The organism is Pseudomonas laurylsulfatiphila (assembly GCF_002934665.1).
In the GTDB taxonomy this organism is placed as follows: Bacteria; Pseudomonadota; Gammaproteobacteria; order Pseudomonadales; family Pseudomonadaceae; genus Aquipseudomonas; species Aquipseudomonas laurylsulfatiphila.
Genome location: NZ_NIRS01000004.1, coordinates 597,399 through 621,302 on the forward strand (window position 1 = coordinate 597,399; position 23,904 = coordinate 621,302).

Annotated in this window: 26 protein-coding genes and 1 riboswitch; of the genes, 6 read left to right on the plus strand and 20 right to left on the minus strand. The window is 61.8% G+C overall.

Translation table 11 applies throughout. The features are described 5' to 3' along the window. Positions 1 to 61 precede the first annotated feature (61 nt). Entirely contained in the window at positions 62 to 1,333 is a 1,272-nt protein-coding gene (locus tag CD175_RS17530) for an OmpP1/FadL family transporter (protein WP_104449839.1), read from the plus strand. 174 nt (positions 1,334 to 1,507) lie between these two features. Here CD175_RS17530 and CD175_RS17540 read toward each other — a convergent pair whose 3' ends face one another. The 14 genes from CD175_RS17540 to cobO all read right to left on the minus strand — a co-directional run bounded on the left by CD175_RS17540 (position 1,508) and on the right by cobO (position 13,011). Beyond that, the gene (locus tag CD175_RS17540; RefSeq protein WP_104449841.1) at positions 1,508 to 2,074 is read right to left on the minus strand and encodes a glutathione peroxidase; all 567 of its coding nucleotides are present in this window, start codon (positions 2,072 to 2,074) and stop codon (positions 1,508 to 1,510) included. Between the two features lie 54 nt (positions 2,075 to 2,128). Beyond that, positions 2,129 to 2,251, minus strand: coding sequence for a hypothetical protein (locus tag CD175_RS31915; RefSeq protein WP_007977581.1), 123 nt, complete (start codon positions 2,249 to 2,251; stop codon positions 2,129 to 2,131). Beyond that, complete coding sequence (locus CD175_RS17545) at positions 2,248 to 3,447, minus strand: MFS transporter (RefSeq protein ID WP_167399542.1); 1,200 nt, start codon at positions 3,445 to 3,447, stop codon at positions 2,248 to 2,250. The genes CD175_RS31915 and CD175_RS17545 overlap by 4 nt, the downstream gene beginning before the upstream one ends. A gap of 61 nt (positions 3,448 to 3,508) precedes the next feature. Continuing rightward, positions 3,509 to 3,913, minus strand: a complete 405-nt coding sequence (locus CD175_RS17550; protein WP_046037619.1) for a MarR family winged helix-turn-helix transcriptional regulator — start codon at positions 3,911 to 3,913, stop codon at positions 3,509 to 3,511. Between the two features lie 200 nt (positions 3,914 to 4,113). Further along, a complete protein-coding gene (locus CD175_RS17555; protein WP_104449843.1) occupies positions 4,114 to 4,845 on the minus strand; it encodes an adenosylcobinamide-GDP ribazoletransferase in 732 nt (243 codons plus the stop codon). A gap of 2 nt (positions 4,846 to 4,847) precedes the next feature. Further along, entirely contained in the window at positions 4,848 to 5,423 is a 576-nt protein-coding gene (cobC, locus tag CD175_RS17560; protein WP_104449844.1) for an alpha-ribazole phosphatase family protein, read from the minus strand. Next, positions 5,420 to 6,475 carry a nicotinate-nucleotide--dimethylbenzimidazole phosphoribosyltransferase gene (gene cobT, locus CD175_RS17565; protein ID WP_104449845.1) on the minus strand — a complete coding sequence of 352 codons (1,056 nt, stop codon included), beginning with the start codon at positions 6,473 to 6,475 and terminating at the stop codon, positions 5,420 to 5,422. The genes cobC and cobT overlap by 4 nt, the downstream gene beginning before the upstream one ends. Further along, positions 6,472 to 6,993, minus strand: coding sequence for a bifunctional adenosylcobinamide kinase/adenosylcobinamide-phosphate guanylyltransferase (gene cobU, locus CD175_RS17570; protein ID WP_104449846.1), 522 nt, complete (start codon positions 6,991 to 6,993; stop codon positions 6,472 to 6,474). Before cobU ends, cobT begins: the two co-directional genes overlap by 4 nt. Positions 6,994 to 7,035: 42 nt before the next feature. Further along, positions 7,036 to 8,487, minus strand: a complete 1,452-nt coding sequence (locus CD175_RS17575; protein ID WP_104449847.1) for a cobyric acid synthase — start codon at positions 8,485 to 8,487, stop codon at positions 7,036 to 7,038. Beyond that, positions 8,484 to 9,476: a threonine-phosphate decarboxylase CobD gene (cobD, locus tag CD175_RS17580; protein ID WP_104449848.1), complete on the minus strand. Its 993-nt coding sequence runs from the start codon at positions 9,474 to 9,476 to the stop codon at positions 8,484 to 8,486. Before cobD ends, CD175_RS17575 begins: the two co-directional genes overlap by 4 nt. Next, positions 9,469 to 10,377: an adenosylcobinamide-phosphate synthase CbiB gene (gene cbiB / locus CD175_RS17585; protein WP_104449849.1), complete on the minus strand. Its 909-nt coding sequence runs from the start codon at positions 10,375 to 10,377 to the stop codon at positions 9,469 to 9,471. Before cbiB ends, cobD begins: the two co-directional genes overlap by 8 nt. Then, the gene (bluB, locus tag CD175_RS17590) at positions 10,374 to 11,024 is read right to left on the minus strand and encodes a 5,6-dimethylbenzimidazole synthase (protein ID WP_104449850.1); all 651 of its coding nucleotides are present in this window, start codon (positions 11,022 to 11,024) and stop codon (positions 10,374 to 10,376) included. The genes cbiB and bluB overlap by 4 nt, the downstream gene beginning before the upstream one ends. Continuing rightward, the gene (locus CD175_RS17595; RefSeq protein WP_104449851.1) at positions 11,021 to 12,403 is read right to left on the minus strand and encodes a cobyrinic acid a,c-diamide synthase CobB; all 1,383 of its coding nucleotides are present in this window, start codon (positions 12,401 to 12,403) and stop codon (positions 11,021 to 11,023) included. Before CD175_RS17595 ends, bluB begins: the two co-directional genes overlap by 4 nt. Then, entirely contained in the window at positions 12,400 to 13,011 is a 612-nt protein-coding gene (gene cobO / locus CD175_RS17600; RefSeq protein WP_007984541.1) for a cob(I)yrinic acid a,c-diamide adenosyltransferase, read from the minus strand. Before cobO ends, CD175_RS17595 begins: the two co-directional genes overlap by 4 nt. Before the next feature lie 82 nt (positions 13,012 to 13,093). After that, positions 13,094 to 13,326, minus strand: a riboswitch (cobalamin riboswitch). A gap of 153 nt (positions 13,327 to 13,479) precedes the next feature. Between cobO and CD175_RS17605 the strand changes: the two genes are divergently transcribed. Beyond that, entirely contained in the window at positions 13,480 to 14,064 is a 585-nt protein-coding gene (locus tag CD175_RS17605; RefSeq protein ID WP_104449852.1) for a hypothetical protein, read from the plus strand. Positions 14,065 to 14,130: 66 nt separating this feature from the next. After that, positions 14,131 to 15,444: a PQQ-dependent sugar dehydrogenase gene (locus CD175_RS17610; RefSeq protein WP_104449853.1), complete on the plus strand. Its 1,314-nt coding sequence runs from the start codon at positions 14,131 to 14,133 to the stop codon at positions 15,442 to 15,444. A gap of 106 nt (positions 15,445 to 15,550) precedes the next feature. Here CD175_RS17610 and CD175_RS17615 read toward each other — a convergent pair whose 3' ends face one another. The 6 genes from CD175_RS17615 to CD175_RS17640 form a co-directional block, all read right to left on the minus strand. Next, the gene (locus tag CD175_RS17615; protein ID WP_104449854.1) at positions 15,551 to 16,213 is read right to left on the minus strand and encodes an O-methyltransferase; all 663 of its coding nucleotides are present in this window, start codon (positions 16,211 to 16,213) and stop codon (positions 15,551 to 15,553) included. 18 nt (positions 16,214 to 16,231) lie between these two features. After that, on the minus strand, positions 16,232 to 16,768 hold the full coding sequence (locus tag CD175_RS17620) for a C40 family peptidase (protein ID WP_104449855.1): 537 nt from the start codon (positions 16,766 to 16,768) through the stop codon (positions 16,232 to 16,234). A gap of 165 nt (positions 16,769 to 16,933) precedes the next feature. Beyond that, complete coding sequence (locus CD175_RS17625; RefSeq protein ID WP_057715813.1) at positions 16,934 to 17,566, minus strand: C40 family peptidase; 633 nt, start codon at positions 17,564 to 17,566, stop codon at positions 16,934 to 16,936. A gap of 221 nt (positions 17,567 to 17,787) precedes the next feature. Beyond that, positions 17,788 to 18,492, minus strand: coding sequence for a DnaA regulatory inactivator Hda (hda, locus tag CD175_RS17630; protein WP_007898944.1), 705 nt, complete (start codon positions 18,490 to 18,492; stop codon positions 17,788 to 17,790). 231 nt (positions 18,493 to 18,723) lie between these two features. Next, positions 18,724 to 19,797, minus strand: coding sequence for an AI-2E family transporter (locus CD175_RS17635; RefSeq protein WP_104449856.1), 1,074 nt, complete (start codon positions 19,795 to 19,797; stop codon positions 18,724 to 18,726). A 36-nt stretch (positions 19,798 to 19,833) separates the two neighbouring features. Continuing rightward, positions 19,834 to 20,892, minus strand: coding sequence for a DUF2066 domain-containing protein (locus tag CD175_RS17640; RefSeq protein WP_104449857.1), 1,059 nt, complete (start codon positions 20,890 to 20,892; stop codon positions 19,834 to 19,836). A gap of 384 nt (positions 20,893 to 21,276) precedes the next feature. Between CD175_RS17640 and purM the strand changes: the two genes are divergently transcribed. From purM to CD175_RS17655, 3 genes are read left to right on the plus strand one after another with little or no spacing between them, the layout of a single operon-like run. Beyond that, a complete protein-coding gene (gene purM, locus CD175_RS17645) occupies positions 21,277 to 22,335 on the plus strand; it encodes a phosphoribosylformylglycinamidine cyclo-ligase (protein ID WP_034146362.1) in 1,059 nt (352 codons plus the stop codon). Further along, the gene (gene purN / locus CD175_RS17650) at positions 22,335 to 22,985 is read left to right on the plus strand and encodes a phosphoribosylglycinamide formyltransferase (RefSeq protein ID WP_007977542.1); all 651 of its coding nucleotides are present in this window, start codon (positions 22,335 to 22,337) and stop codon (positions 22,983 to 22,985) included. Before purM ends, purN begins: the two co-directional genes overlap by 1 nt. Positions 22,986 to 22,993: 8 nt before the next feature. Beyond that, entirely contained in the window at positions 22,994 to 23,707 is a 714-nt protein-coding gene (locus CD175_RS17655) for a DUF3108 domain-containing protein (protein WP_007977541.1), read from the plus strand. The last annotated feature ends 197 nt before the right edge of the window (positions 23,708 to 23,904 follow it).

Sequence of the window (23,904 nt, forward strand, 5' to 3'; positions counted from 1 at the left end):
TATGGCGCCGGGACGAAAATGTTGGTAATTTTCGCCCCGGTGATCACCAGGAGTTCTAATAATGAAAAAAGTAATGCTCAAAACCACCCTTAGCCTCGCCGTTGCCATGGCATCCACCCAGATCTTTGCGAGTGGCTTTGCTCTCAACGAACAGAGCATCAGCGGGATGGGGACAGGTTTTGCCGGGCGATCTTCTGCTGCCGACGACGCATCCACCATTGCTGGCAACCCTGCCGGCATGTCCCGCATCAAGCGCGAACAAGTGACCGGCGGTGTTGCATTCATCGACGCGCACACTGACATCAGTGACGCCAGCTCCCGTCCGAACGGCGGTACCAACAAAGGTGACATGGTCCCTTTCATGGGCGTGCCGATGGGTTACTACGTCAAACCAATCGACGACCACTGGGCATTCGGTATCGGCGTGTACGCACCGTTCGGCCTGGTAACCGACTACGAAAACGGCTTTGCCGGTCGTTACTTCGGCAGCAAGAGCGAAGTTAAAATCGTCACCCTGCAACCGACTGTCAGCTACGCCTTCAACGACAAGGTTTCCATCGGTTTCGGCCCGACCATCAACCGCATCGACGGCACCCTGGAATCGAACCTGTCGATCACCCAGGCCGCGCCAGACGGTAAGGTCAAGATCGAAGGTGACGACACTGCGCTGGGCTACAACATCGGCGTGCTGGTTCAAGCCACCGACAGCACGCGCGTCGGCCTGACCTACCACTCGAAAGTGAAGTACAAGCTTGAGGGCAACACCAAGGTCAACTACAACGTGCTGGGCTTGATCGGCCAGAACCCGAACCAGAAATACGACGCTTCGCTGGACCTGACCACACCTGAATCGGTGGACTTCTCGGTCACTCACCAGCTCGACGACAAGTGGACTCTGTACGCAGGCAGCACCTGGACCCGCTGGAGCCGCCTGAAAGAAATCACCGTTGAAAACACAGGTGTTCCAGCCGTTCTGAATGGCCAGTTCGGTACCATCACCGAAGAACAGAACTGGCACGACACCTGGGCTCACGCCATCGGCGCGTCCTACCAGTTGAACAAGCAATGGGTACTGCGTACCGGTCTGTCCGTTGACCAGGCACCGACCAACAACGTCGACCGCTCTCCGCGCATCCCGACGGGCGATCGCAAGATTTTCAGCGTGGGCGCCGGCTGGAGTCCGACCGACGACCTGACCATCGACCTGGCGTATTCGTACCTGCGCGAAGAGTCGGTCAAGGTGAACAACAGCAACGACCGTGGCCAGAGCTACAACGCCAAGTATGAAAACTACGCGAACGGTTTCGGTCTCGGTGCAACCTACCGCTTCTGATGATTCCCGGCGAGCCTGAACCGCTCGCCATCGGACTCAAAAAAGCCCCGCTCTCTTCACAGAGGCGGGGCTTTTCATTTGTAGGAGCGAGCCTGCTCGCGATGGACGCGAACGATGACGCGTGCTTACTGGATGAACGAAGCGCCTTGAGGCGAGCAAGCTCGCCCCTGCCAGTCAGGGGGCAGAAGCAAGCGGTGCCGAAGCCAGGGCTTTTTCTACCGCGGCGATGAACTCGGGATCATCCGGCTTGGTCAGGCTGGAGAAATTGGCGATCACCTTGCCCTGGCGATCCACCACATACTTGTAGAAATTCCACTTCGGCGCACTGGTTTGACGGGCGAGGACTTTGAACAAGTGCGTCGCATCATCGCCACGAACCTTTTGTGGTTCAGTCATGGTGAAGGTCACGCCGTAGTTGGCATAGCAGACTTTCGCAGTCTCGGCGCTGTCTTTGGACTCCTGCTTGAAGTCGTTTGACGGCACGCCGAGTATTTCCAGCCCTTGCCCCTTGTAGCGCTGATTGAGTGCCTCAAGGCCCTCGAACTGCGGCGCGAAGCCGCAGAAACTGGCGGTATTGACCACCACCAGCGGTTTGTCGGCGTAACGCTGGCACAGGTCGATGGACTCCTTGGCCCGTAACTTCGGCAGCGAGCCCTGCAGCACCTCCGGACAGTCAGCGGCCCAAGCCAGCCCGGACAACGCCATCAGCAACGCGGGAACAGCACACCAGCGCTTGAGCATCTCGAGCATCCTTGATAATTCGTCAAAAGCGACGTTACTCGCCCTCCCCGCTCACTAGCAAGCACCCATACCCAACTGCATCAGCGCCAGCCCGCCCTGATGCCAGCCCCACCACGACAACGCCAGCAACAAGGCGCAGACGGCGGCTACAGCGATCCGCGGCCAAAGGCTGTTCATGTCGCACTCATTTGTGTTTGCAGGCGCGCCACCGGCCGTTCACGCACCGGCCAGTTGAGGGCGGCGGCCAACAGGCTCAAGAGAATTGCCACTTGCCAGATCAAGTCATAACTCCCGGTTCGGTCATACACCACCCCGCCCAGCCAGCCGCCCAGGAACGAACCGAGCTGGTGAAACAGGAAAACAATCCCGCCGAGCATGGACAGGTTTCGCACGCCGAACAAGGTCGCCACCGTACCGTTGGTCAACGGCACCGTCGACAGCCACAGGAAGCCCATGGCCATGCCGAACAGGTAGGCCGTGGTGGTGGTCACCGGTGCCCACAGGAACAACGCAATGACCACCGCCCGCAGCAAATACAAACCGGTGAGCAAACGCGGCTTGGACATGCGCCCGCCGAGCCATCCGGCGGTATAGGTGCCGAAAATGTTGAACAGGCCGATCAGCGCCAGCACCGTGGTGCCGACCGTCGCCGGAAGATGTTGATCCACCAGGTAGGCCGGCAAGTGCACACCGATGAACACCACCTGGAATCCGCAGACAAAAAAGCCGAACGCCAGCAACCAGAATCCGGAATGCGAGCAGGCTTCGCGCAGTGCTTCGCCAAGGGTTTGTTCGTGGCCCAGGACGGGCAACGGCTTGTCCTTGAGCATGCTCACCAGCGGTACGATCAGCGCCACCAGCAAGCCCAGCGCGAGCAACGCCGCGGACCAGCCAAGCCATCCGATCAAACCGAGCGTGCCGGGCAACATCGCGAACTGGCCGAACGAGCCGGCAGCACTGGCGATCCCCATGCCCATGCTGCGCTTTTCCGGCGGTACTGCGCGGCCGACCACACCCAGAATCACCGAGAACGACGTGCCGGACAGCCCGATACCGATCAACAGACCGGCGCTCAGGGACAGGGTCACTGCCGAGTCGGAGAGCCCCATGCAAATCAGCCCGGCTGCGTACAGGACGCCACCGATCAGTACCACCTTCGCCGCGCCGAAGCGGTCGGCCAGCGCGCCGGTGAATGGCTGGGCGAGCCCCCAGATCAGGTTCTGCAAGGCGATGGCGAAGGCAAAGACTTCACGCCCCCAGCCGAACTCGGCACTCATCGGCGCCAGAAACAGCCCGAAGCCATGTCGAACCCCCAGAGACAACGCAAGGATCAGCGCACTCCCCAACAGAACCCAACCGCACGCACGCCACATCGATGTCATTGTTGTTCTCCGGTAGCGGGTATATACCCGCTTATGTTCGGAAAAACCGGCGTCACGCCAGTTCGTCCAGCAGCTTCAATAAGGTTTCGCGCTTCTCGGCCCCCAGGCGATCGATCAAGCGCTGCTGTGCGGCTTCCCAGGCCGGCAAGGCAGCCTTGAGACGCTCTGCCCCGGCTTCGGTCAGCAGGACAATGCGGTTGCGCATGTCCTCGCCCTCGACCAGTGTCACCAGGCCGTCACCCTCCAGCACCCGCAAATTGCGCCCCAAGGTGCTGCGATCCAGGCCCATGGCCTCGGCCAGGGTTGAAATGCTCGGCTGATCCAGACGCTGCAGATTGCACAGCAAAGAATACTGCGCAACGTTGATCCCGAAGCCGTCGAGAGCGCCGTCGTAATGCCTGCTGACGCCACGGGCGGCGCGACGCAGGTTGATGCATAAACATTGGGAATCGAGCATGGTGCGTGTATATACCCGCGAGCGTGTTAAATCAAGTTACATGGTTTCTTCAATGATTGAGCGGCGCCTGGCAGACCGCCATCGCGGGCAAGCCCGCTCCCACAGAGATTTTCGGTGTGCCCACCATTTTGTCAACAAAACAGAAACCCTGTGGGAGCGGGCTTGCCCGCGAAGGGGCCAGAACATTCAATACAACCCCATCAGAACAGCGCCAAGCCTACCAGCACTGCAACTTCCAGCAACTCCAGCATTGCCCCTGCCGTGTCCCCCGTCGTGCCACCCAGCCGCCGCAGCATCACCTGCCGCAACCAGACAAACCCGAGAACCGCCAACACCACCGCCACCACACCACTCAAAGCGGCAATCAAAACACAGGCCAGTGCACTGCCAGCCAACACCCACCTGCCCGCCGAACGCGGAAGATGATCGGCCAAGGCCTGCCCCAGGCCACCGACACGCACATAGGGAGTGGTCAGGAACAAGCCGAGCAAGGCGCTGCGACCAATCAACGGCACGATGATCAAGGCCAGCGAATTCGGTTGCCCGATCAACGCCAGCAACGCAGTGAACTTGAGCAACAACACCAGCACCAGCGTCACCACGGCGATCGGTCCGCTGCGCGGGTCTTTCATGATGGTCAGCGTACGCTCACGGTCGCCAAAACCGCCGAGCCAGGCGTCGGCGCTGTCCGCCAGGCCATCGAGATGCAACCCGCCGCTGAGCAGTACCCAAACGCTCAGCAGTAACGCCGCGTGCAACAACGCCGGTGCGCCCTGCAACAGCCAGTTCACTGCCCACAGAATCACGCCAAAGAACAATCCCACCAGCGGATAAAACAGCAGTGACCGCCCCAGTTCCCGAGGTTCAGGCATGCCGGGCAGGCGAATCGGCAGGCTGCTGAGAAATTGCAGGGCGATCCAGAATGGCAACATGGTCAGAGCACTTCCTTCAATAAACCATCGGACTCCATCGTCAGCGAAAACAGTGCGCCATGCCCGACCTCAACGTTGAGCAGTTGCTCTCGCGGCAGCCCGCGAGCGTGTGCCAGCAACAGGCGCATCACCCCGCCGTGGCTGATCAGCAGAATGCGCTCACCGGTACAGGTCGCGTGCAAACGCTGCAGCGCTGCCAGCACCCGTGTCGAGAAGTCTGCAACCGGCTCGCCCTGAGGCGGCGTGAACGAGTAAGGATCGGCCCAGAACAAGCCCAGCGCCTGCGCGTCGGTCTCCATCAACGCCGCCGCGCTTTGCCCTTCCCAGGCGCCGAAATGCAACTCTTGCAGGTCTTTATCCAATTGCACCGGCACACCCAGTTGTGCACCGAGTTCCTCGGCAAACCGCGCACAACGCTGCAACGGCGAACTGATCAACCGATCCCATGGCCCCTGCCCAACCACGGCGGCGCGCATCTGCGCCCAGCCCGTGTCGGTCAAGGCATCATCAATGCTGCCGCGCAGGCCACCGCCGAATTCGGTTTCACCGTGACGCAACAGATCCACGCGCAGGGTCATGCCGGACGATCTGCCACAGCGGCTTCGGCGAAAGTCGCCATTTGCCCGTGCAGGTCGCACGCCAGACGCAACAGCGGCACAGCCAATGCCGCGCCACTGCCTTCACCGAGCCGCAGACCAAGATCGAGCAAGGGTTGCGCATCCAGGGTTTCCAGCACATGACGATGCCCCGGCTCGGCGCCGCGATGACCGAACAACAGCCACTGACGGCATTCGGGATTCAAGCGCACCGCGACCAGCGCAGCGACACTGCAGATGAAGCCGTCCACCAGTACCGCGACACCTTCTTGAGCACAGGCGAGATAGGCACCGACCAACGCGGCAATCTCGAAGCCACCGAGGTTGAACAGGGTCTGCAAGGCATCGCCACGCTGTGCGCCATGCAATGCCAGGGCGCGCTCGATCACCTGGGCCTTGTGGCTGACACCTTCGGCGTTGAGCCCAGTGCCAGGCCCGGTCAAATGGCCCACCGGGCAATCGAGCAAGGCACAGGCCAGGGCGCTGGCGGCGGTGGTGTTGCCAATGCCCATTTCGCCACCGATGAACAACTGCGCACCGCTGGCAATCGCCCGCTGCACGCTGTCACGGCCGGCCTGCAAAGCAAGTTGTCCTTGGGCGTCGGTCATGGCCGGCCCCTGTACGAAATTCGCCGTGCCCGGGCCGACGCTCAGGTGACGCACACCCGGCAGGTTCAGCGACGGCGTCACCGTGCCAAGGTCAACCACCTCAAGGGAAGCGCCCAGTTGCCGCGCCAGTACGCTGATCGCCGCACCACCGCTGACGAAGTTGAGCAGCATCTGCCCGGTGACTTCCTGGGGATAGGCCGACACGCCCTCGGCGACGACGCCATGGTCGCCGGCAAATATCGCGATCCACACCTGTTCCAGACTCGGCTTGACCCGCCCCTGCAGTCCCGCCAGTTGCACCGCCACCGATTCCAGCTGACCGAGGGACCCGGCCGGTTTGGTCAGCTGCTGTTGCCGCGCCTGGGCCTGTTCGAGCGCTTGGGTATCGACCGGCCTGCACGGGTTCAGCCACCAGGATTGAGTCATAACGCAGTTCCTTTCAGAGTCAGGGGCAGGCCGGCGACGGTCAGGACGACACGCTGACAGCGCTCAGCCAGAGCTTGATGCAGCCAACCGGCTTCATCGACATAGCGGCGAGTCAATTCGCCCAGCGGCACGACACCCATTCCGGTCTCGTTGCTGACAAAAATGATTTCACCCGGCAGCGACGCCAGGCAGTCCAGCAAGGCATCACGCTCGGCTTGCAAGCGCTCGGCATCGTCGAGCATCAGCAGGTTGGTCAGCCACAGGGTCAGGCAATCCACCAGCAGGCAGTGGTCGGCACGGGCGCTTTCACGCAGTACCCGGGCCAGTTCCAGGGGTTCTTCAATCAGTGCCCATTCGGCAGGACGACGGGCACGGTGATGGGCCACCCGCTCGCTCATTTCGCCATCCAGTGGCTGGCTGGTGGCGATGTAGGTCACGGTCAGGGCACTGTCGATAGCGAGTTTTTCAGCCAGGCGACTCTTGCCGGAACGGGCGCCGCCGAGGATCAGTTGGAGCATGGTTGTTTCCTTGAAATTTTCGCTGAGGCCAGCACAAACGCCTCAAATCCCACAGAGTTGCCGCAACAGCCCGGTATCCAGATGCTTCTCCACCAGATCCGCCAGCCGCTCGATATCGCGCTCGCGCAAGGCGTGATAATCCACGTCCTGCACCTCCTGCAAACCGGCCCAGCGCAACAGCGCGCTGCACGCCGCCAGCGATTCGAACAGCCCGTGCAGGTAGGTGCCGAAAACCTGCCCGTCCGCACTTTGCGCACCGTCGCAGCGGCCGTCATCCAGATGCACGGCGGCATTTTCCAGGGCCGCTCCGATGGTCACGCCAGCATGGATTTCATAACCCGATACCGGCGCTTCTTCCAGCGCCAGGCGACCGCACACATTGCGCAGCTGTTTCTCTTGTTCGAGCCGGGTCTGGAACGCCAGCAACCCCAAACCGGCACTGGAGCCCGGCGCCCCTTCAAGCCCCAGCGGGTCATGCACCTGCTCACCGAGCATCTGCAGGCCGCCACAAATCCCCAGCAGTTTTCCGCCGTAACGCAGATGCCGGGCAATCGCGGTTTCCCAGCCGTTGGCCCGCAGGTACGCGAGGTCGCTGCGGACACTTTTCGAACCGGGAAGAATGATCAGGTCGGCGGGAGGAATCGCCTGGCCGGGCCCGATGAATTGCAGGTCCACTTGCGGATGCAGGCGCAGCGGATCGAAATCGGTGTGATTGCTGATGCGCGGCAGCACCGGCACCACGACTTTCAGCACCCGCTCGGCTTTATTGGCCTGGCGTTGATCGATGCCGTCCTCGGCCTCCAGATGCAGATCCATCACGTACGGCAGCACGCCGACCACCGGTTTGCCGGTGCGCTCTTCAAGCCAGTCGAGACCGGGTTGCAGCAACGCGATGTCGCCGCGAAAACGATTGATGATGAAGCCTTTGACCCGCGCCTGTTCGCTCGGCGACAGCAGTTCGAGGGTACCCACCAAATGGGCGAAAACCCCGCCGCGATTGATATCGGCAATCAGCAACACCGGGCAATCCACCGCTTCGGCGAAGCCCATGTTGGCGATGTCGCCTGCGCGCAAATTGATTTCCGCCGGCGAGCCTGCGCCTTCGACCATCACCAGTGGATACGCCGCGCTCAAGCGCTCGTGGGAAGCCAGCACCGCTTGCATGGCGATGCTTTTGTAGTCGTGATAGGCGACGGCGTTCATGCTCGTGACAGCGCGGCCATGGATGATCACCTGGGCACCGGTGTCACTGTTGGGCTTGAGCAATACCGGATTCATATCGGTGTGCGGTTCGAGGTGAGCGGCCTGGGCCTGAACCGCCTGGGCACGGCCAATCTCGCCGCCGTCGGCGGTCACCGCACTGTTGAGTGCCATGTTCTGCGGCTTGAACGGCACCACCCTGACGCCCTGACGCGTGGCCCAACGGCACAACGCAGTCACCAGCGTGCTTTTACCGGCATCCGACGTGGTGCCCTGCACCATCAGCGTGGTCATTGCTTTTCCTTGGCGAAATCTTCGAATGCCTGCGCCAGTCGCACCCAGGCGGCTTCGTCACCGGGCAGGCCGAATCGCAGGCTGCTGTTGTGCGTGAACAACCGCAGGAGAATGCCGCGCCGGGCCATGAACTCATGCAGGGCTTCGGCGCGTTCGGTGATCAGCCACTGGAACAGCGCACATCCGCCCTGGGGCTCGAAACCGTGTCGCTGCAGCAACGACGCCAGGCGCTCACTGGCCTCTTCGGTGCGCTGCCGTTGCCGCGTTTGCCCCTCGGTATCGCGCAGGCAGGCCTGCCCCACTACCCGGGTTGCCCCGCTCACGGCCCAGGGCCCCACTTGTTCTGCCAGCAACTTGAGCAACTTGCGCTCGGCCAGCACAAACCCCAGGCGCACACCGGCCAGACCGAAAAACTTGCCGAAGGAGCGCAAGACGATCAGCCCGACCTGATGGGCAAACGGCGCCACGCTCAGTTGCGGCGTGTTATCCATGAACGCTTCGTCCACCACCAGCCAGCCGCCGCGCTGGGCCAGTCGCGTGTGCCAGTCGAGTAGCCGACTGGGGGTGAGGCTCAGCCCCGTGGGGTTATTCGGATTGACCACCACCAGCACGTCGAAACTGTCGATAAAGAAGTCGACTTCCTGCTCCAGCACTTCCCGCACGATGTAGCCGTTGCGCCGCCACGCTTCGGCGTGCTCGGCATAGCACGGCGACAACACCCCCACCTTGCCCGCCCGCCGCAATCGCGGCAGCAGCTGGATCGCCATTTGCGAACCGGCCACCGGCAATGCCTGCAAGGTGCCGTAGTAATCACAGGCGGCCTGTTCCAGACCATCGTCCGCCTCCGGCAAACGGGCCCAGGCCCGCAGCGGAATATCCGGCACCGGGAACGACCAGGGCGCAAGGCCCGTCGACAGGTCCAGCCAGTCGGCTTCATCTATGCCGTATTCGAGCGCCGCCTTGCGCAATCGTCCACCGTGCTCAAGCATAAAATTCGGCCCCCAGGCAGAGAATCAGCAGCCATAACCATACCCCGCGCTGGACCAGTTGCCAGCCCCGGTCAATGGAGTCGGCGTCCGCCGGCACGCCTTCGCCCAGTTGCGGGCGCTGGTGCAGTTCGCCGTGATAAATCGCCGCGCCGCCCAATTCGACGCCAAGGGCACCCGCCCCTGCCGCCATCACCGGGCCGGCGTTCGGACTGTCCCAGGTCGGGCCCTGGGTGCGCCAGCATTTCAACGCCAGCCGGGTTTTGCCCAGCAGCGCGTAAGTCAGTGCCACCAGACGCGCTGGAATGTAATTGAGCACGTCGTCGATCTTCGCCGCCGCCCAGCCGAACCGTTCGAAGCGCTCATTGCGATAGCCCCACATCGCATCCAGCGTATTGCTCAGGCGATAGAGCACCACGCCCGGCGCACCGGCCACGGCAAACCAGAACAACGCGGCGAACACCGCGTCGCTGCCGTTTTCCAGCACTGACTCGGTGGCGGCACGGGCGACTTCGGTTTTATCCAGGTCACTGGTTTTACGGCTGACCAGAAAACTCACACGCTTGCGCGCTTCATCCAGATCATCGCCGCGCAAGGCCTTGGCCACCGGCGTGACGTGTTCACCGAGGCTGCGCATGCCGAGGGCGCAATAGAGCGCGAGAATCTCGACGATCCAACCAACATAAGGCGCCCAGGAGAATGCCGTGACCAACAGCACCAGCGGCAGCACGGCGATCACCCACGCGGTGACGCCATGGCTGCGCCAGCCGCGACCGCCGCCGTTGAAACGTTGTTCGATACGATCGGCAAAACGGCCGAACGCCACCAGCGGATGCCAGCGCTTGGGTTCGCCCAGCAGCGCATCCAGCGCAACCGCGGCGACACTCAACAACGCCACACTCATTGACTCACTCCCCAATAATTCTCATACAGCAATTCATGCAGCGGACGCGCCTGCGCCCAGCCTTCGAGCACCAGCATCGGTGCCGGGTAGAACGTCTTCACCGGTCCCAGGCACAGCACCGCCAGCGGTTTGGCTCCCGGCGGCAACCTCAGCAGGTCCGCCAGTGCCTGGGGTTCGAACAGCGACACCCAGCCCATGCCCAGCCCTTCGGCGCGGGACGCGAGCCACAGGTTCTGGATGGCACAGGACAGCGAGGCCATGTCCATTTCCGGCAAGGTGCGGCGGCCGAAGATATGCTGCTCGCGGTCGTCCATCAGTGCGGCGACCAGTACCTCGGCGCAATCGTTGATGCCTTCCACCTTGAGCTTCATGAACTCGTCGCTGCGCTCGCCGAGGGCTTCGGCGGTGCGCACGCGCTCCTCTTCCACGAGCTCCTGGATTTGCCCGCGCAAGGCGCGATCGCTGATGCGGATGAAGCGCCAGGGCTGCATCAGGCCGACGCTGGGTGCCTGGTGCGCAGCCTCGAGCAGGCGCTGGAGCAACTCGGGCTCGACGCTGCCACCACTGAAGTGGCGCATGTCGCGGCGCTCGCCGATGGCGCGGTAGACCGCTGCGCGTTCGGCTTCGGTGAATGCGTTGTCGGTCATGGCCTCTTCGCTGGCAAGCCAGCTCCTACAGGGGTTAGGTGATCCATTGTAGGAGCTGGCTTGCCAGCGATGGCGGCTTCAAGGTCCGGCGCAAACAGCGCGGCAATCGCCGAGGGATTGGACGGAAAATAAAAGTGCACATAAGAGGCAGTCATCCGCCCGTCACGGTAAACCGCTTCCGCGCCGCGCCCGCCATTCGGGCTCACGCCTCGGGCAATCGGCGCCAGTTCAGTGCTGGTCAGCGAATGGTGATAGGTGTGCCCGCGCAGCGAACCTTCCGGCAGTGCCACCGCTTGCAACGCCAGCGCGGCCAAGCGCTTTTGCATGACCGCATCACCGGCCAGCAAGCCCGCCAGTTCGGCGCGAGTGCCCTCGACATCGGTCAGGGAGTCGAGCAGATACAGCATGCCGCCACACTCGGCCAGCAAGGGTTTGCCCGTCTGGTGGTGGGCGCGGATCGCCTCGAGCATCGCGGTGTTTTGCGCCAGCGCGACATGGTGCAGCTCCGGGTAACCGCCCGGCAGATACAGGCTGTCCGCCTCCGGCAATTGGCGGTCGCGGATCGGCGAAAAGAACGACAACTCGGCGCCCATCGCCCGCAGCAAATCCAGGCTCGCACCGTAGGTGAACGCAAAGGCTTCATCACGGGCCACAGCAATGCGCACACCGGCCAGCAGCGGTTCGGCGACGATGACATCGGGGGCGGCGAACTCGACTGCCGGTGGCAGCGCGACCTCGCAACTGTTGGCCAGGGCATCGGCTGCCGCATCGAGGCGCAGGTCGAGATCATTCAGCTCACTGGCTTGAACCAGCCCCAGGTGTCGGCTCGGCAGTTCAATCCCGGTTTCCCGGGACAACGCGCCGTACCAGCGCAATCCTTCAGTCAGGCTGCCCTCGAGCAGTTGCGCGTGGCGCAGCGTGCCGACGCGATTGGCCAGCACGCCGGCGAACGGCAAGTCCGGCTGATAACGCGCCAGCCCCAGGGCCAGTGCACCAAAGGTCTGGGCCATGGCAGTGCCGTCGATCACACCCAGCACCGGCACACCGAAATGCCGCGCCAGATCGGCGCTCGACGGCGTACCGTCGAACAGCCCCATGACGCCTTCGATCAGGATCAGGTCGGCTTCAGCGGCGGCTTCCCACAGCAACCGGCGACTCTCCTGCTCGCCGACCATCCACATGTCCAGTTGATACACCGGTGCACCGCTGGCACGCTCGAGGATCATCGGATCGAGAAAGTCGGGGCCGCACTTGAACACGCGAACCTTGCGCCCCTGATTGCGATGCAATCGGGCCAGCGCCGCGGTGACGGTGGTCTTGCCCTGGCCGGAGGCCGGCGCAGCAATCAGTACCGCCGGGCAATGACGAGGCTGGTTCACAGCTCGACGCCTTTCTGCGCTTTGATCCCGGCCTGAAAGGCGTGCTTGATCATGCCCATTTCAGTGACCGTGTCGGCCATCTCGATCATTTCCGGCTTGGCGGCACGCCCGGTGACCACCACGTGTTGCATCGGCGGCCGGGCCTGCAAGTCGCTGAGCACCTGATCGAGGTCGAGGTAGCCGTGCTTGAGGGCGATGTTCAGCTCATCCAGAACCACCAGGCCGATGGACGGATCGCGCAGCAGTTCCCGGGACACCGCCCACGCAGCTTCAGCGGCAGCGATGTCGCGCTGACGGTCCTGGGTTTCCCAGGTAAACCCTTCGCCCATCACATGAAAACGCACCTGCTCGGGAAAGCGCCGGAAGAACAGCTCTTCGCCGGTACTGTTGCGGCCCTTGATGAACTGCACCACGCCGCATTGCATGCCGTGCCCCATGGCGCGGGCGAGCATGCCGAAGGCCGAACTGCTCTTGCCCTTACCGTTGCCGGTCAGCACCAGCAACAGACCACACTCGTTCGGGGAATTGGCGATGCGCTCGTCGATCACGGCTTTTTTGCGCTGCATGCGCGCCAGGTGGCGTTCGTCACGATCGGGGGTATCAGTCATGGGGGAGCTCTCCGTTGAGACAGGAATAACGGCGGGCAGGCACAGCAATAGAAGGCAACAAGCCTGGCATCGCCCACCGTGATGCCGCTGGATGAATCAGGCCGGTCTCCGGGCTCATGAGTGGCGTGAAGCCAGACTGTGCGCCTTCCCGCATCGAATCGACACAGTGGCATCAGACACAGTTTTCACTCATTTACCGTTGCGGGGGCAGCGCCGGAATGGCGGGTCTTCAACCAACAGAAGAACGCGTTCACCGGCTTCCCTGTTTCACTCTGTCGACCCAAGTCACAGAGCACCTGAAACAAGCCGCGAAGGTTAGAGGGTTGGGGGTGGAGCGTCAATTAAAGCCGGGAGGCCACCCGCCGAATAACGGTCGTCAATCAAAAAACTGACGTCAATCTTGTGCCTCGCCCTCAGCAGTGATATCAAAGAGCCATAACCTCACAACACAATAATAAGGGTGAGTCCATGCAAGGCATGATCATCAGCAATCCAAAGCTGGAATTCCTGCGTCCTGTGCTAGAGCGCTGGTTCGAATGCATCGACCGCTATAACGCCGTCCGCGGTGATGGCGACACCCCCTACTGGCACGACGAAAAAGCCAATCTCGGACTGTTGTCGGCCGCCGCCTGGATGGCCGAGATGGTCACACTGCAACAGACACCCACCCGCAAGCAGACCGAAGAAGGCGAACGCAACAGCCGCGCCGATCTGTTCCTCGCCTCGCCCGAAACCCGCGCCTACATCCAGACCAGCCAGCGCTGGCCACGGGTCAACAGCCTCAATCTGACCCAGGCCCTGTTCGACATCGCCAGCGATGCGAAGCGCCTGAGCCACGCCAGCGACCTGAAACTCGGCTGCCTGTTCGTCGCCCCGCAAAAAGCCCAGCAAGGCGCGACACCGGAAGAACTCCAGGACATGGTCGACGACCTGCAAAAGGAACACACCTGCGCGGTCGCCTGGTATTTCCCGTATGCCTACCGCAAGTTGCGCAATGAAGCTGGCAACTATCACCCCGGTATTGCGGTGCTGTTCAAGGAAGCACGTGGCTAGGGGTTGAACCATTGGACGACAACGCGTCTCTATGATTAGAACAAGGCATTCATAGGGAACACCCGTATGCGCACGCCCCCGCTCGTTCTCGTTATCGTGATCTGCGGAGGGCTCGCCGGTTGTAGTGAGACCGCCGGCCTGCAAGTCTCCGACGGCACCGGCCCTTCACCTCAACTGCCGCCCCCCAACAAAACCCTGATCCCGACTCTGAACATCGCCCCGGCCATCGGCTGGCCACAGGGCGCGAAACCCGTCGCCGCCGCAGGCACTCAAGTGGCCGCTTTTGCCGAAGACCTGGATCACCCCCGCTGGCTTTATGTGCTGCCCAACGGCGACGTGCTGGTGGCGGAAACCAACGCGCCCCCCAAACCCGAAGATGGCAAAGGCATTCGCGGCTGGGTCATGAAGAAAGTCATGGGCCGTGCCGGTGCCAGGGTGCCCAGCGCGAACCGCATCACCTTACTGCGCGACAAGGACCACGATGGCGTCGCGGAAACCCGCACGGTGTTTCTGCAAAACCTCAACTCGCCCTTCGGCATGACCCTGGTCGGCAATGACCTGTATGTGGCCGACACTGACAGCCTGCTGCGATTCCGTTATGAAAACGGCGATACGTCGATCAAGTCGCCGCCGGTCAAAGTGGTCGACCTGCCGGGTGGCCTGCTGAACCACCACTGGACCAAAAACGTCATCGCCAGCAAGGACGGCCGCAAGCTCTACGTCACCGTGGGCTCCAACAGCAACGTCGCGGAAAACGGCATGGACAAGGAAGAGGGTCGCGCAGCGATCTGGGAAGTGGACCGTGCCACCGGCCAGCACCGGATCTTCGCCGCCGGCCTGCGCAACCCCAACGGCATGGCCTGGGAACCGCACAGTGGCGCGCTGTGGACTGCGGTCAACGAGCGGGATGAAATCGGCAGCGACCTGGTCCCGGACTACATCACCTCGGTCAAGGACGGCGCATTCTATGGCTGGCCGTACAGCTACTACGGCCAGCATGTCGATATTCGCGTCGAGCCGCAAAACCCCGACCTGGTGGCCAAGGCCATCGCTCCGGACTATGCCGTCGGCCCGCACACGGCATCACTGGGCCTGACCTTCGCTGAAAACAGCAAGCTGCCGGCACCGTTCACCCAAGGGGCCTTCATCGGGCAGCACGGCTCCTGGAACCGCAAACCCCACAGTGGCTACAAAGTGATTTTCGTGCCGTTCAGCGCAGGTAAACCTGCGGGACAACCGATTGAAGTGCTCAGCGGCTTTCTCAACGAAAAGGAAGAAGCCATGGGCCGCCCGGTGGGCGTGGTGATCGACCGGCAGGGCGATCTGCTGGTGGCTGATGATGTGGGGAACAAGGTGTGGCGGGTGTCGGCGCTCAAGTAATTCGCCTCACCTGTGGGAGCGAGCCTGCTCGCGAATGCGCACGGTCAGTCGACAAGTTTTGTGACTGATACACCGCATTCGCGAGCAGGCTCGCTCCCACAGGGTTCTAGCGTTTGCGACAGAGTGTGAGCCCGTCACCCAACGGCAACAACGACAGATCCACCCGCACATCATCCTTCAACGCCAGGTTGAGCGCCTGGATCGCCCGGGTGTCCGCGCTCTCGGGGCTGGTCTCAAGCACGCGCCCGCTCCACAGGGTGTTGTCGAACACCGCCAGCCCACCGACCCGCAGTAAACGCAGGGCATGCTCCAGATAACTCGGGTAGTTGGCCTTGTCGGCATCGATGAACACCAGGTCGAACTGCTCTGCCTGTCCTTGCCGTTCAAGCTCGGCGAGGGTTTCCAGTGCGGGTGCCAGGCGCAGGTCAATGCGCCCGGCGAGTCCTGCTTCCTGCCAGTAGCGCCGTGCGATGGCGTTGTAGTCGCCGGGGATATCACAGCAAATCAGCGAACCTCCAGCCGGCAATGCCGCCGCCATGCACAGCGCGCTGTAACCGGTGAACGTACCGACTTCGAGCAAGCGTCTGGCGCCTGTCAGCTTCACCAGCAAGGCGAGAAACTGTCCCTGCTCCGGCGCCACCTGCCAGCGTGCCATCGGCAGCGCCTGGGTCTCATCGCGCAAGCGCTTGAGCAGTGGCGTTTCGCGCAGGGAAACATCTAGCAGGTATTGATACAGGGCGTCGTCGAGATTCAGCGTGCGAGCAGTCATGAGCAACAGCTCCGGACGTTACGGGTTGCGCGCCAGATGTTCAGGCTGCAGAACACGCTTGGCGCTCAGGTAAGCCTTTTGCCAATAGGCCTTGGACAGACTGTCGAGCTTCACGGTGCCGCCGGTGGCCGGTGCATGGACGAAACGCCCTTCTCCCACGTAGATCCCGGCATGACTGACCTGGGAACCGCCATTGGTGGCGAAGAAAAGCAGGTCGCCGGTTTGCAGGCCTTCCTTGCCGACATTCGCCGCTTGCATGGAGATCATCTCGCGAGTCGTGCGCGGCAAGGCAATACCGGCGACATCGCGATACACATAGGCGATCAGGCCGCTGCAATCAAATCCGGAATCCGGCGTATTGCCACCCCAGCGATAAGGCGTACCCACCAGGCCGAGCGCGCGAAACAGCACGTCTTCCGCTTCGGGCGAAAAAGCTTGCGGGGAACCAAACACGATGGGCGCGCGCACCACCGGCGCGGGAGGCGGTGTGCGGCTGGCGCAGGCACTGAGCAGCGCGGCGAAGAACATGATTGCGAGGCGGGCCGACGTCGTCATAAGCAGAGCATCCTGATCTGGCTGCGGCTTTTTCTGCCGGGAGTGCAGAAAAGAAAACCGCCTGCGCGGGACGCAGGCGGTTTGCCATCATTCATACATCAGGATTTTAGCTGTTATGGGGCAAACTTCAAGTAAGACTTTAAGTTCACCCTACAAACTGTGCACTTATTTGCGGGCAGTGACGATTGGCGACGCGTTAGGTGCCATCGCCAAGGCGCGCTTGGCCTCGATGAAGGTCTTGCTCCAGTAGCTGTCGCCCAGGCTATCGATGCGCACACCACCGCTGCGGCGGCTGCTGGAGTGGATGAACTGGTTGTCACCCAGGTAGATCCCGGCGTGACTGACGCGACCACGACGACCGTTGGTTGCGAAGAACAGCAGATCGCCCGGCTCAAGCTTGCTGCGCGAGACCAGCGGAGCGTCCACGTTGATCATTTCGCGGGTGGAGCGTGGCAGGTTCATGCCCGCTTCTTCGCGGAACAGGTAACCGATGAAACCGCTGCAATCGAAACCGGCTTCAGAAGTGCCGCCAAAACGGTAACGGGTACCGATCAGGGACATGCCGCGTTCGAGGATGCTGTCGGCCAGGACTGGAAGCTGGTAGGACTTGCCGCCAGCGAAGTCTGCGAGTTCTTTTTCGGTGGCCAGCTCTTCCTGAAAGAGGGCGGAAGACTGGGCAGTGGCCGAGTTTTGAACCTGCTGTTGCGGCGCTTGCTGGGCCACTGGAGTGTGGGCAGCGCAACCGAACAACAGGGTGACGAGTGCGAGAGGCACGAGGGGTGCGAAGCGATTTAGCATGGGCACGACCGTGGCTGAAGTTGTAAAGAAGTCGAGACTATGCCCGCTATCGACCTCATTTGCAAATTCAATCAATCTTTTTGTGACTTATTGGTTTCTCGTTTACATCTAAGCGCTTAAGCCCATTTTAAACAGACACGCGGCCTGCAACCTTGCAGGAAAGCGCAATTCCTGGCGCCTGAAATATGCCGAACCGGCTAAAAGCCCCGTTTTCAGCGGGTTTACCAGCCGAGGGTTTCTTTCAAAAACGGGATTGTCAGCTTGCGCTGAGCCTGGAGGGAGGCCTGATCGAGACGCTCAAGCAGCTCGAACAGCGCACTCATGCTGCGGGTACCGCGAGTCAGGATGAAATGCCCGACCTCATCGGTCAGGTGCAGTCCGCGACGGGATGCGCGCAATTGCAAGGCACGCAATTTGTCCTCGTCGGACAGTGGACGCATCTGGAAGATCAAGGCCAGGGTCAGGCGCGACTTGAGGTCCGCCAGCTTCACCGGCAACTCGCGCGGGGATGTCGACGCGGCAATCAGCAGGCGCCGGCCGCTGTCGCGCAGGCGATTGAACAGATGGAACAGCGCCTCTTCCCAGTCCGCCTTGCCGGCAACTGCCTGCAGGTCATCGAGACAGACCAGCTCGTACTGCTCAAGGTTATCGAGAATCTCGATACCGCGATCGAGCAGCTCGGCCAGCGGCAGATACACCGCAGGCTCTCCCAATTGCTCGAAGCGCAGGCAGGCAGCCTGCAACAGGTGCGTACGCCCTACCCCATCCTTGCCCCAAAGGTAGATCAGGCTTTCGGTCCAGCCGGCGTCGGCTTCGCATAGCCGCTCGACATAGCCGAGTGCAGCGGCATTGGCGCCTGGGTAGTAGTTGATAAAGGTGGCGTCGTCACGCAGACGCACACCTAGGGGCAGCTGAATCGGTTTCATGCTGACTGAACAGTTCCAAAGGAACCGTTAGTGGCCTCTGTGTAAAGTTTGCGAAGTTTATACCCGTGAAGCGGGCCGCACAATGCGATAGACCACAAGCAAAATCAAAGGTTTGCGTTAACGCACCGGTTTTATGACAGTTTCTTTGGCGGTGCATGTGACAGTCGCGCTGTGTAATAAGGCTGACCCGGCACGAACCCGAGGCAGCTCCCCATCGCCCATCGACACCTTTTACAGCTGCGGTTCGTCGGCGCCCCCGTAGATATCGGAATCCTTATACAAATCTTGCACATGACGCACCAGCACCATGATCACCGCGGCGACCGGCAATGCCAGTAGCACACCGGTAAAGCCAAACAGTTCACCCCCGGCCAGAACAGAGAAAATCACCGCCACCGGGTGCAGACCAATCCGGTCACCGACCAGCAACGGCGTCAGCACCATACCCTCCAGCGCCTGGCCGACCATGAACACCGCGACAATGCCGAGCATCGGGTAAAGATCACCACCGAACTGGAACAGCCCTGCAATCAGCGCCGCACCGATGCCGATGATAAACCCCATGTACGGCACGATCGCCGCCAGACCGGCAATCACGCCAATCAGCAAGCCCAGCTCCAGCCCGACCAGCATCAGGCCTGCTGCGTAGATCACCCCCAGGGCCACCATGACCAGCAACTGGCCACGAATGAACGCTCCGAGCACTTCATGGCACTCACCCGCCAGCGACACCGCGCGCTCCTCACGATCACGGGGCAGCAGGCTGCGGACCTTGGCCATCATCAGGTCCCAATCGCGCAACAGGTAGAAGCTCACCACCGGGATCAACACCAGATTCGCCAGCCAGCCAATCACCGCCAGCCCCGAGGCAGTGGCATGACTCAGTACCACGCCGACAACATCGGTGGTCTGACTCATGTGCTCGCCGATGGCTGCCTTAAGCCTGTCGAACTTCCAGAAGCCCTCCGACAGGCCGAACTTCGATTGCGCCCAGGGCAACGCCGTGTGCTGCAGCCAGTCGAGCATCTGCGGGGCCAGCTCATACAAACGAAACAGCTGCCGGGCGAGCAACGGCACCAGGACCAACAGCAGCGCAGTGAGGATCAATGTCACCAGGGCAAACACCGCCACGACACCCCAGGTTCGAGACAGCCCCGCCTTCTCCAGTCGATCCACCAGCGGGTCGAACAGATAGGCCAACAGCAGGGCCACCAGGAACGGCGTCAGGATCGGATGCAACAACCAGACAAAAACACAAAGCAGGACCACCCCACCGAGCCAGAACCAACGCCGCGTATCGGCCATGAACCACTCCATTGCTTCTATATAAAGAGAGAAAAACTACCAGCGAAACCGCAGTTGCGGTGTCGCCGCTGGCGCAGGTGCCGGGGCTGGCACCGCACCACCGGCGGCCGGCTGAACCGGCACTGCCGGAGTCGGTGCCTGAGCCGCCGGCGCTTCCTGCAACCGTGCCAGCGACAGTTGCGCACGCAACTGCTCGGCGCTGCCATTGACCCGGTAGACGATCCGGTCGCCGTCGACGCTTTGCACGCGCCCGCCAAATGGCTCCAGCAAGCGCCCAAGGGCCGCGTAGTGCTCAAGATTCATGCCTTGCACTTCCAGCAATTGCGCGCTCGAGGCACCGGGCTTGGCGACAAACCGCGGCGCCAGGCGCTCATTGACCGCCAGCATCACCGCATCGGCCACGGCGGCCTGATCGGCGCCCTGCACGCTGCCTGCCTCCTTTTTATCCCCCAGCCACAATTGCCACTTGGCTTGCCACTGCCCGCCCTCCTCTTTGGCGTGTACCGCGAGCAGGGCGTCGGCGTTGTAGCGTTCCGATGCCGCAAGCAAAGGGCCGGAATCTGCGCCTTCCAGATTCGGCGCGGTCGCGACGATCTGTTCGTTCAGGTCCGCCAATGGCAAGCGCAATGGCAAGCCCCGGTGCTGGGCAGCCCGACGCAGCGGCGCCGCGCTGGCCTGGCCGTCGCCCACCAGGCTTGAACCCTCGGTGGTATCGTTGAGCCACCAGCCGAGGATCGACGGCCGATTGGCTCCCCACAGGGCCAGGCCCGCTCGGCGCAAGGCCTGCTCGGTGGTACCCGGGTCGAAATCGACTTTCAGGACTTCCGGCGGACCGGCTTCAAAGCCGTATTGGCTGATGATCTGTTGCGGATCTTTGCGAATTGCCGCCAGCCCCGGATTTTGAGCAGCCTTGGGGTCGCCGGTCAGGCGCAACACCAAAGTGTCCAATGCACGCTGAGTCGCCTGGTCACGCTCCTCGGGCGACTGGCCATTCACCGGCTCGCGCACCTGATAAAGGCCTTTGACGGTTTCGGCTTGACTGACCAGGCTGACCACTGACAAACAACTCACAAGCAAGAATTTACAAAAACGCATGGAAGATTCCTGACGACAAGAGCGGCTGGAACAGACCGCATGAAGACGATCGAGCAAGGCTGTGACCATTGCCCGACGCAAAACATTCACACGTTCCGGGTAAGTTTTCGCACTGTCATAACGATAGACGGTTAATCGCGACACCTTATACAACCATGCAGGATGCCACCGACACCGCGCATCAAAGGTTTTTTTTAACGGATATGGCCCTGCTGTCGGCCTGAGGATGGCCGCTGCGGCTCAAGCCTGATAAAATCGCGCGCCTTCGCAGACCGGCAACAGCCGGGCACTTTCGAAATTCGCGTGAGGCAATCGCCTTCGTCGATTTCGGCGGCCCCGCTGGACTCGGTCGTTACCCCTGAATCCCCCCTAAAGGCCTGGATCATGAGCAAGCAACCCTCCCTGAGCTACAAGGACGCCGGTGTAGACATCGACGCCGGTGAAGCATTGGTCGAACGCATCAAGAGCGTCGCCAAGCGCACTGCGCGCCCGGAAGTCATGGGCGGCCTGGGCGGTTTCGGCGCCCTCTGCGAAATCCCGGCCGGCTACAAGCAGCCTGTGCTGGTTTCCGGTACTGACGGCGTCGGCACCAAGCTGCGCCTGGCACTGAACCTGAACAAGCACGACAGCATCGGCATCGACCTGGTTGCCATGTGCGTCAACGATCTGGTGGTGTGCGGCGCCGAGCCACTGTTCTTCCTCGACTACTACGCCACCGGCAAACTGAACGTCGACACCGCTGCCCAGGTTGTTACCGGCATCGGCGCTGGCTGCGAACTGTCGGGCTGCTCGCTGGTGGGCGGTGAAACCGCTGAAATGCCGGGCATGTACGAAGGCGAAGACTACGACCTGGCCGGCTTCTGCGTCGGCGTCGTGGAAAAATCCGAAATCATCGACGGTTCCAAGGTTGCTGCCGGCGACGCCCTGCTCGCCCTGCCGTCTTCCGGCCCGCACTCCAACGGTTACTCGCTGATCCGCAAGATCATCGAAGTGTCCGGTGCCGACATCGAAAACACCCAGCTCGACGGCAAGCCGCTGACCGACCTGCTGATGGCCCCGACCCGCATCTACGTGAAGCCGCTGCTCAAGCTGATCAAGGAAACCGGCGCCGTCAAAGCCATGGCCCACATCACCGGTGGCGGCCTGCTGGACAACATCCCGCGTGTTCTGCCAAAAGGCGCGCAGGCTGTGGTTGACGTGGCCAGCTGGACCCGTCCGGCCGTGTTCGACTGGCTGCAAGAGAAAGGCAACGTTGACGAGAACGAAATGCACCGCGTGCTGAACTGCGGCGTGGGCATGGTCATCTGCGTGGCGCAGGAACATGTTGAAACCGCCCTGAACGTTCTGCGCGAAGCGGGCGAGCAACCTTGGGTCATCGGCCAGATCTCCACCGCTGCCGAAGGCGCGGCTCAGGTAGAACTGAAGAACCTCAAGGCTCATTGATGTCTCAGACCTGTGATGTGGTGGTGCTGTTGTCCGGCACCGGCAGTAACTTGCAGGCCCTGATCGACAGCACGCGGACCGGCGACAGCCCGGTCCGCATCGCTGCGGTGATTTCCAACCGCGCCGACGCCTACGGCCTGCAACGCGCCAGGGACGCGGGTATCGACACCCGCACCCTGGATCACAAGGCTTTCGAAGGTCGCGAGGCCTTCGATGCCGCGCTGATCGAACTGATCGACGCCTTCAATCCAAAACTCGTGGTACTGGCCGGATTCATGCGCATTCTCAGCGCGGGTTTCGTACGCCACTATCAGGGTCGCCTGCTCAATATCCACCCCTCGCTGCTACCCAAATACAAAGGGTTACACACTCATCAGCGCGCGCTGGAGGCTGGCGACGCCGAGCACGGCTGCTCCGTGCACTTCGTCACCGAGGAACTCGATGGCGGACCACTGGTCGTACAGGCTGTAATACCGGTAGAGTTACAGGATTCGCCGCAGAGTCTGGCGCAGCGGGTCCATGTTCAGGAACACCTGATCTACCCGATGGCCGTACGCTGGTTTGCCGAAGGTCGTCTGGCCCTCGGCGAGCAAGGTGCTTTACTGGATGGACAGCTACTCGCGGCCAGCGGCCACTTGATTCGAAACTAGGAGATTTTATGCGTCGCGCCCTGCTCTTCGCTTGCGCTCTGCTCGCTTTGCCCTTCGCTCAGGCGGCAGAACTTCAACCCTTCTCCGCCAGCTACACCGCCGACTGGAAACAGCTCCCCATGAGCGGCACTGCCGAGCGCAGCCTCGAAAAAACCAGCGACGGCAAATGGAAACTGAGTTTCAAGGCATCGATGATGATTGCCAGCCTGTCCGAGGAAAGCACCCTGACCCTGGACAAGGACACGCTTCTTCCGGAGTCGTACCACTTTGAGCGTGGCGGCCTGGGCAAGGCCAAGAAATCGGATCTGGATTTCGACTGGAACACCAAGATGATCACCGGCACCGATCGCGGTGACGCCGTCAAGCTTCCACTCAACCGCGGCATGGTCGACAAGTCCACCTACCAGTTGGCACTGCAACATGATGTCGCTGCCGGCAAGAAGACCATGAGCTATCAAGTGGTCGATGGCGGTGAAGTCGACACCTATGACTTCCGCGTGCTGGGCTCGGAAAAAGTCGACACCAAGGCCGGCCAGATCGATGCGATCAAGGTTGAGCGCGTGCGCGACCCGACGCAGAGCAAACGCATCACCGTGATGTGGTTCGCCAAGGACTGGGATTACCTGCTGGTCCGCCTGCAACAGGTCGAAAACGACGGCAAGGAGTACAACATCATGCTCCTGGACGGCAAGGTCAACGGCAAGACTGTCAAAGGCAGCTGATCCGGACCGACACGAAAAGCCCCGCCATCGCGGGGCTTTTTTTTGCTCTTCTGTAGGAGCCAGCTTGCTGGCGATGGACTCCAGTGCGCCGCGTTTATCCAGCTCACACGCGTCATCGTTAAAGCCCATCGCCGGCAAGCCAGCTCCTACAGGTATTGCGTTATCCGTGTTTCCCGGTATTGCGCGATGAACCTTTT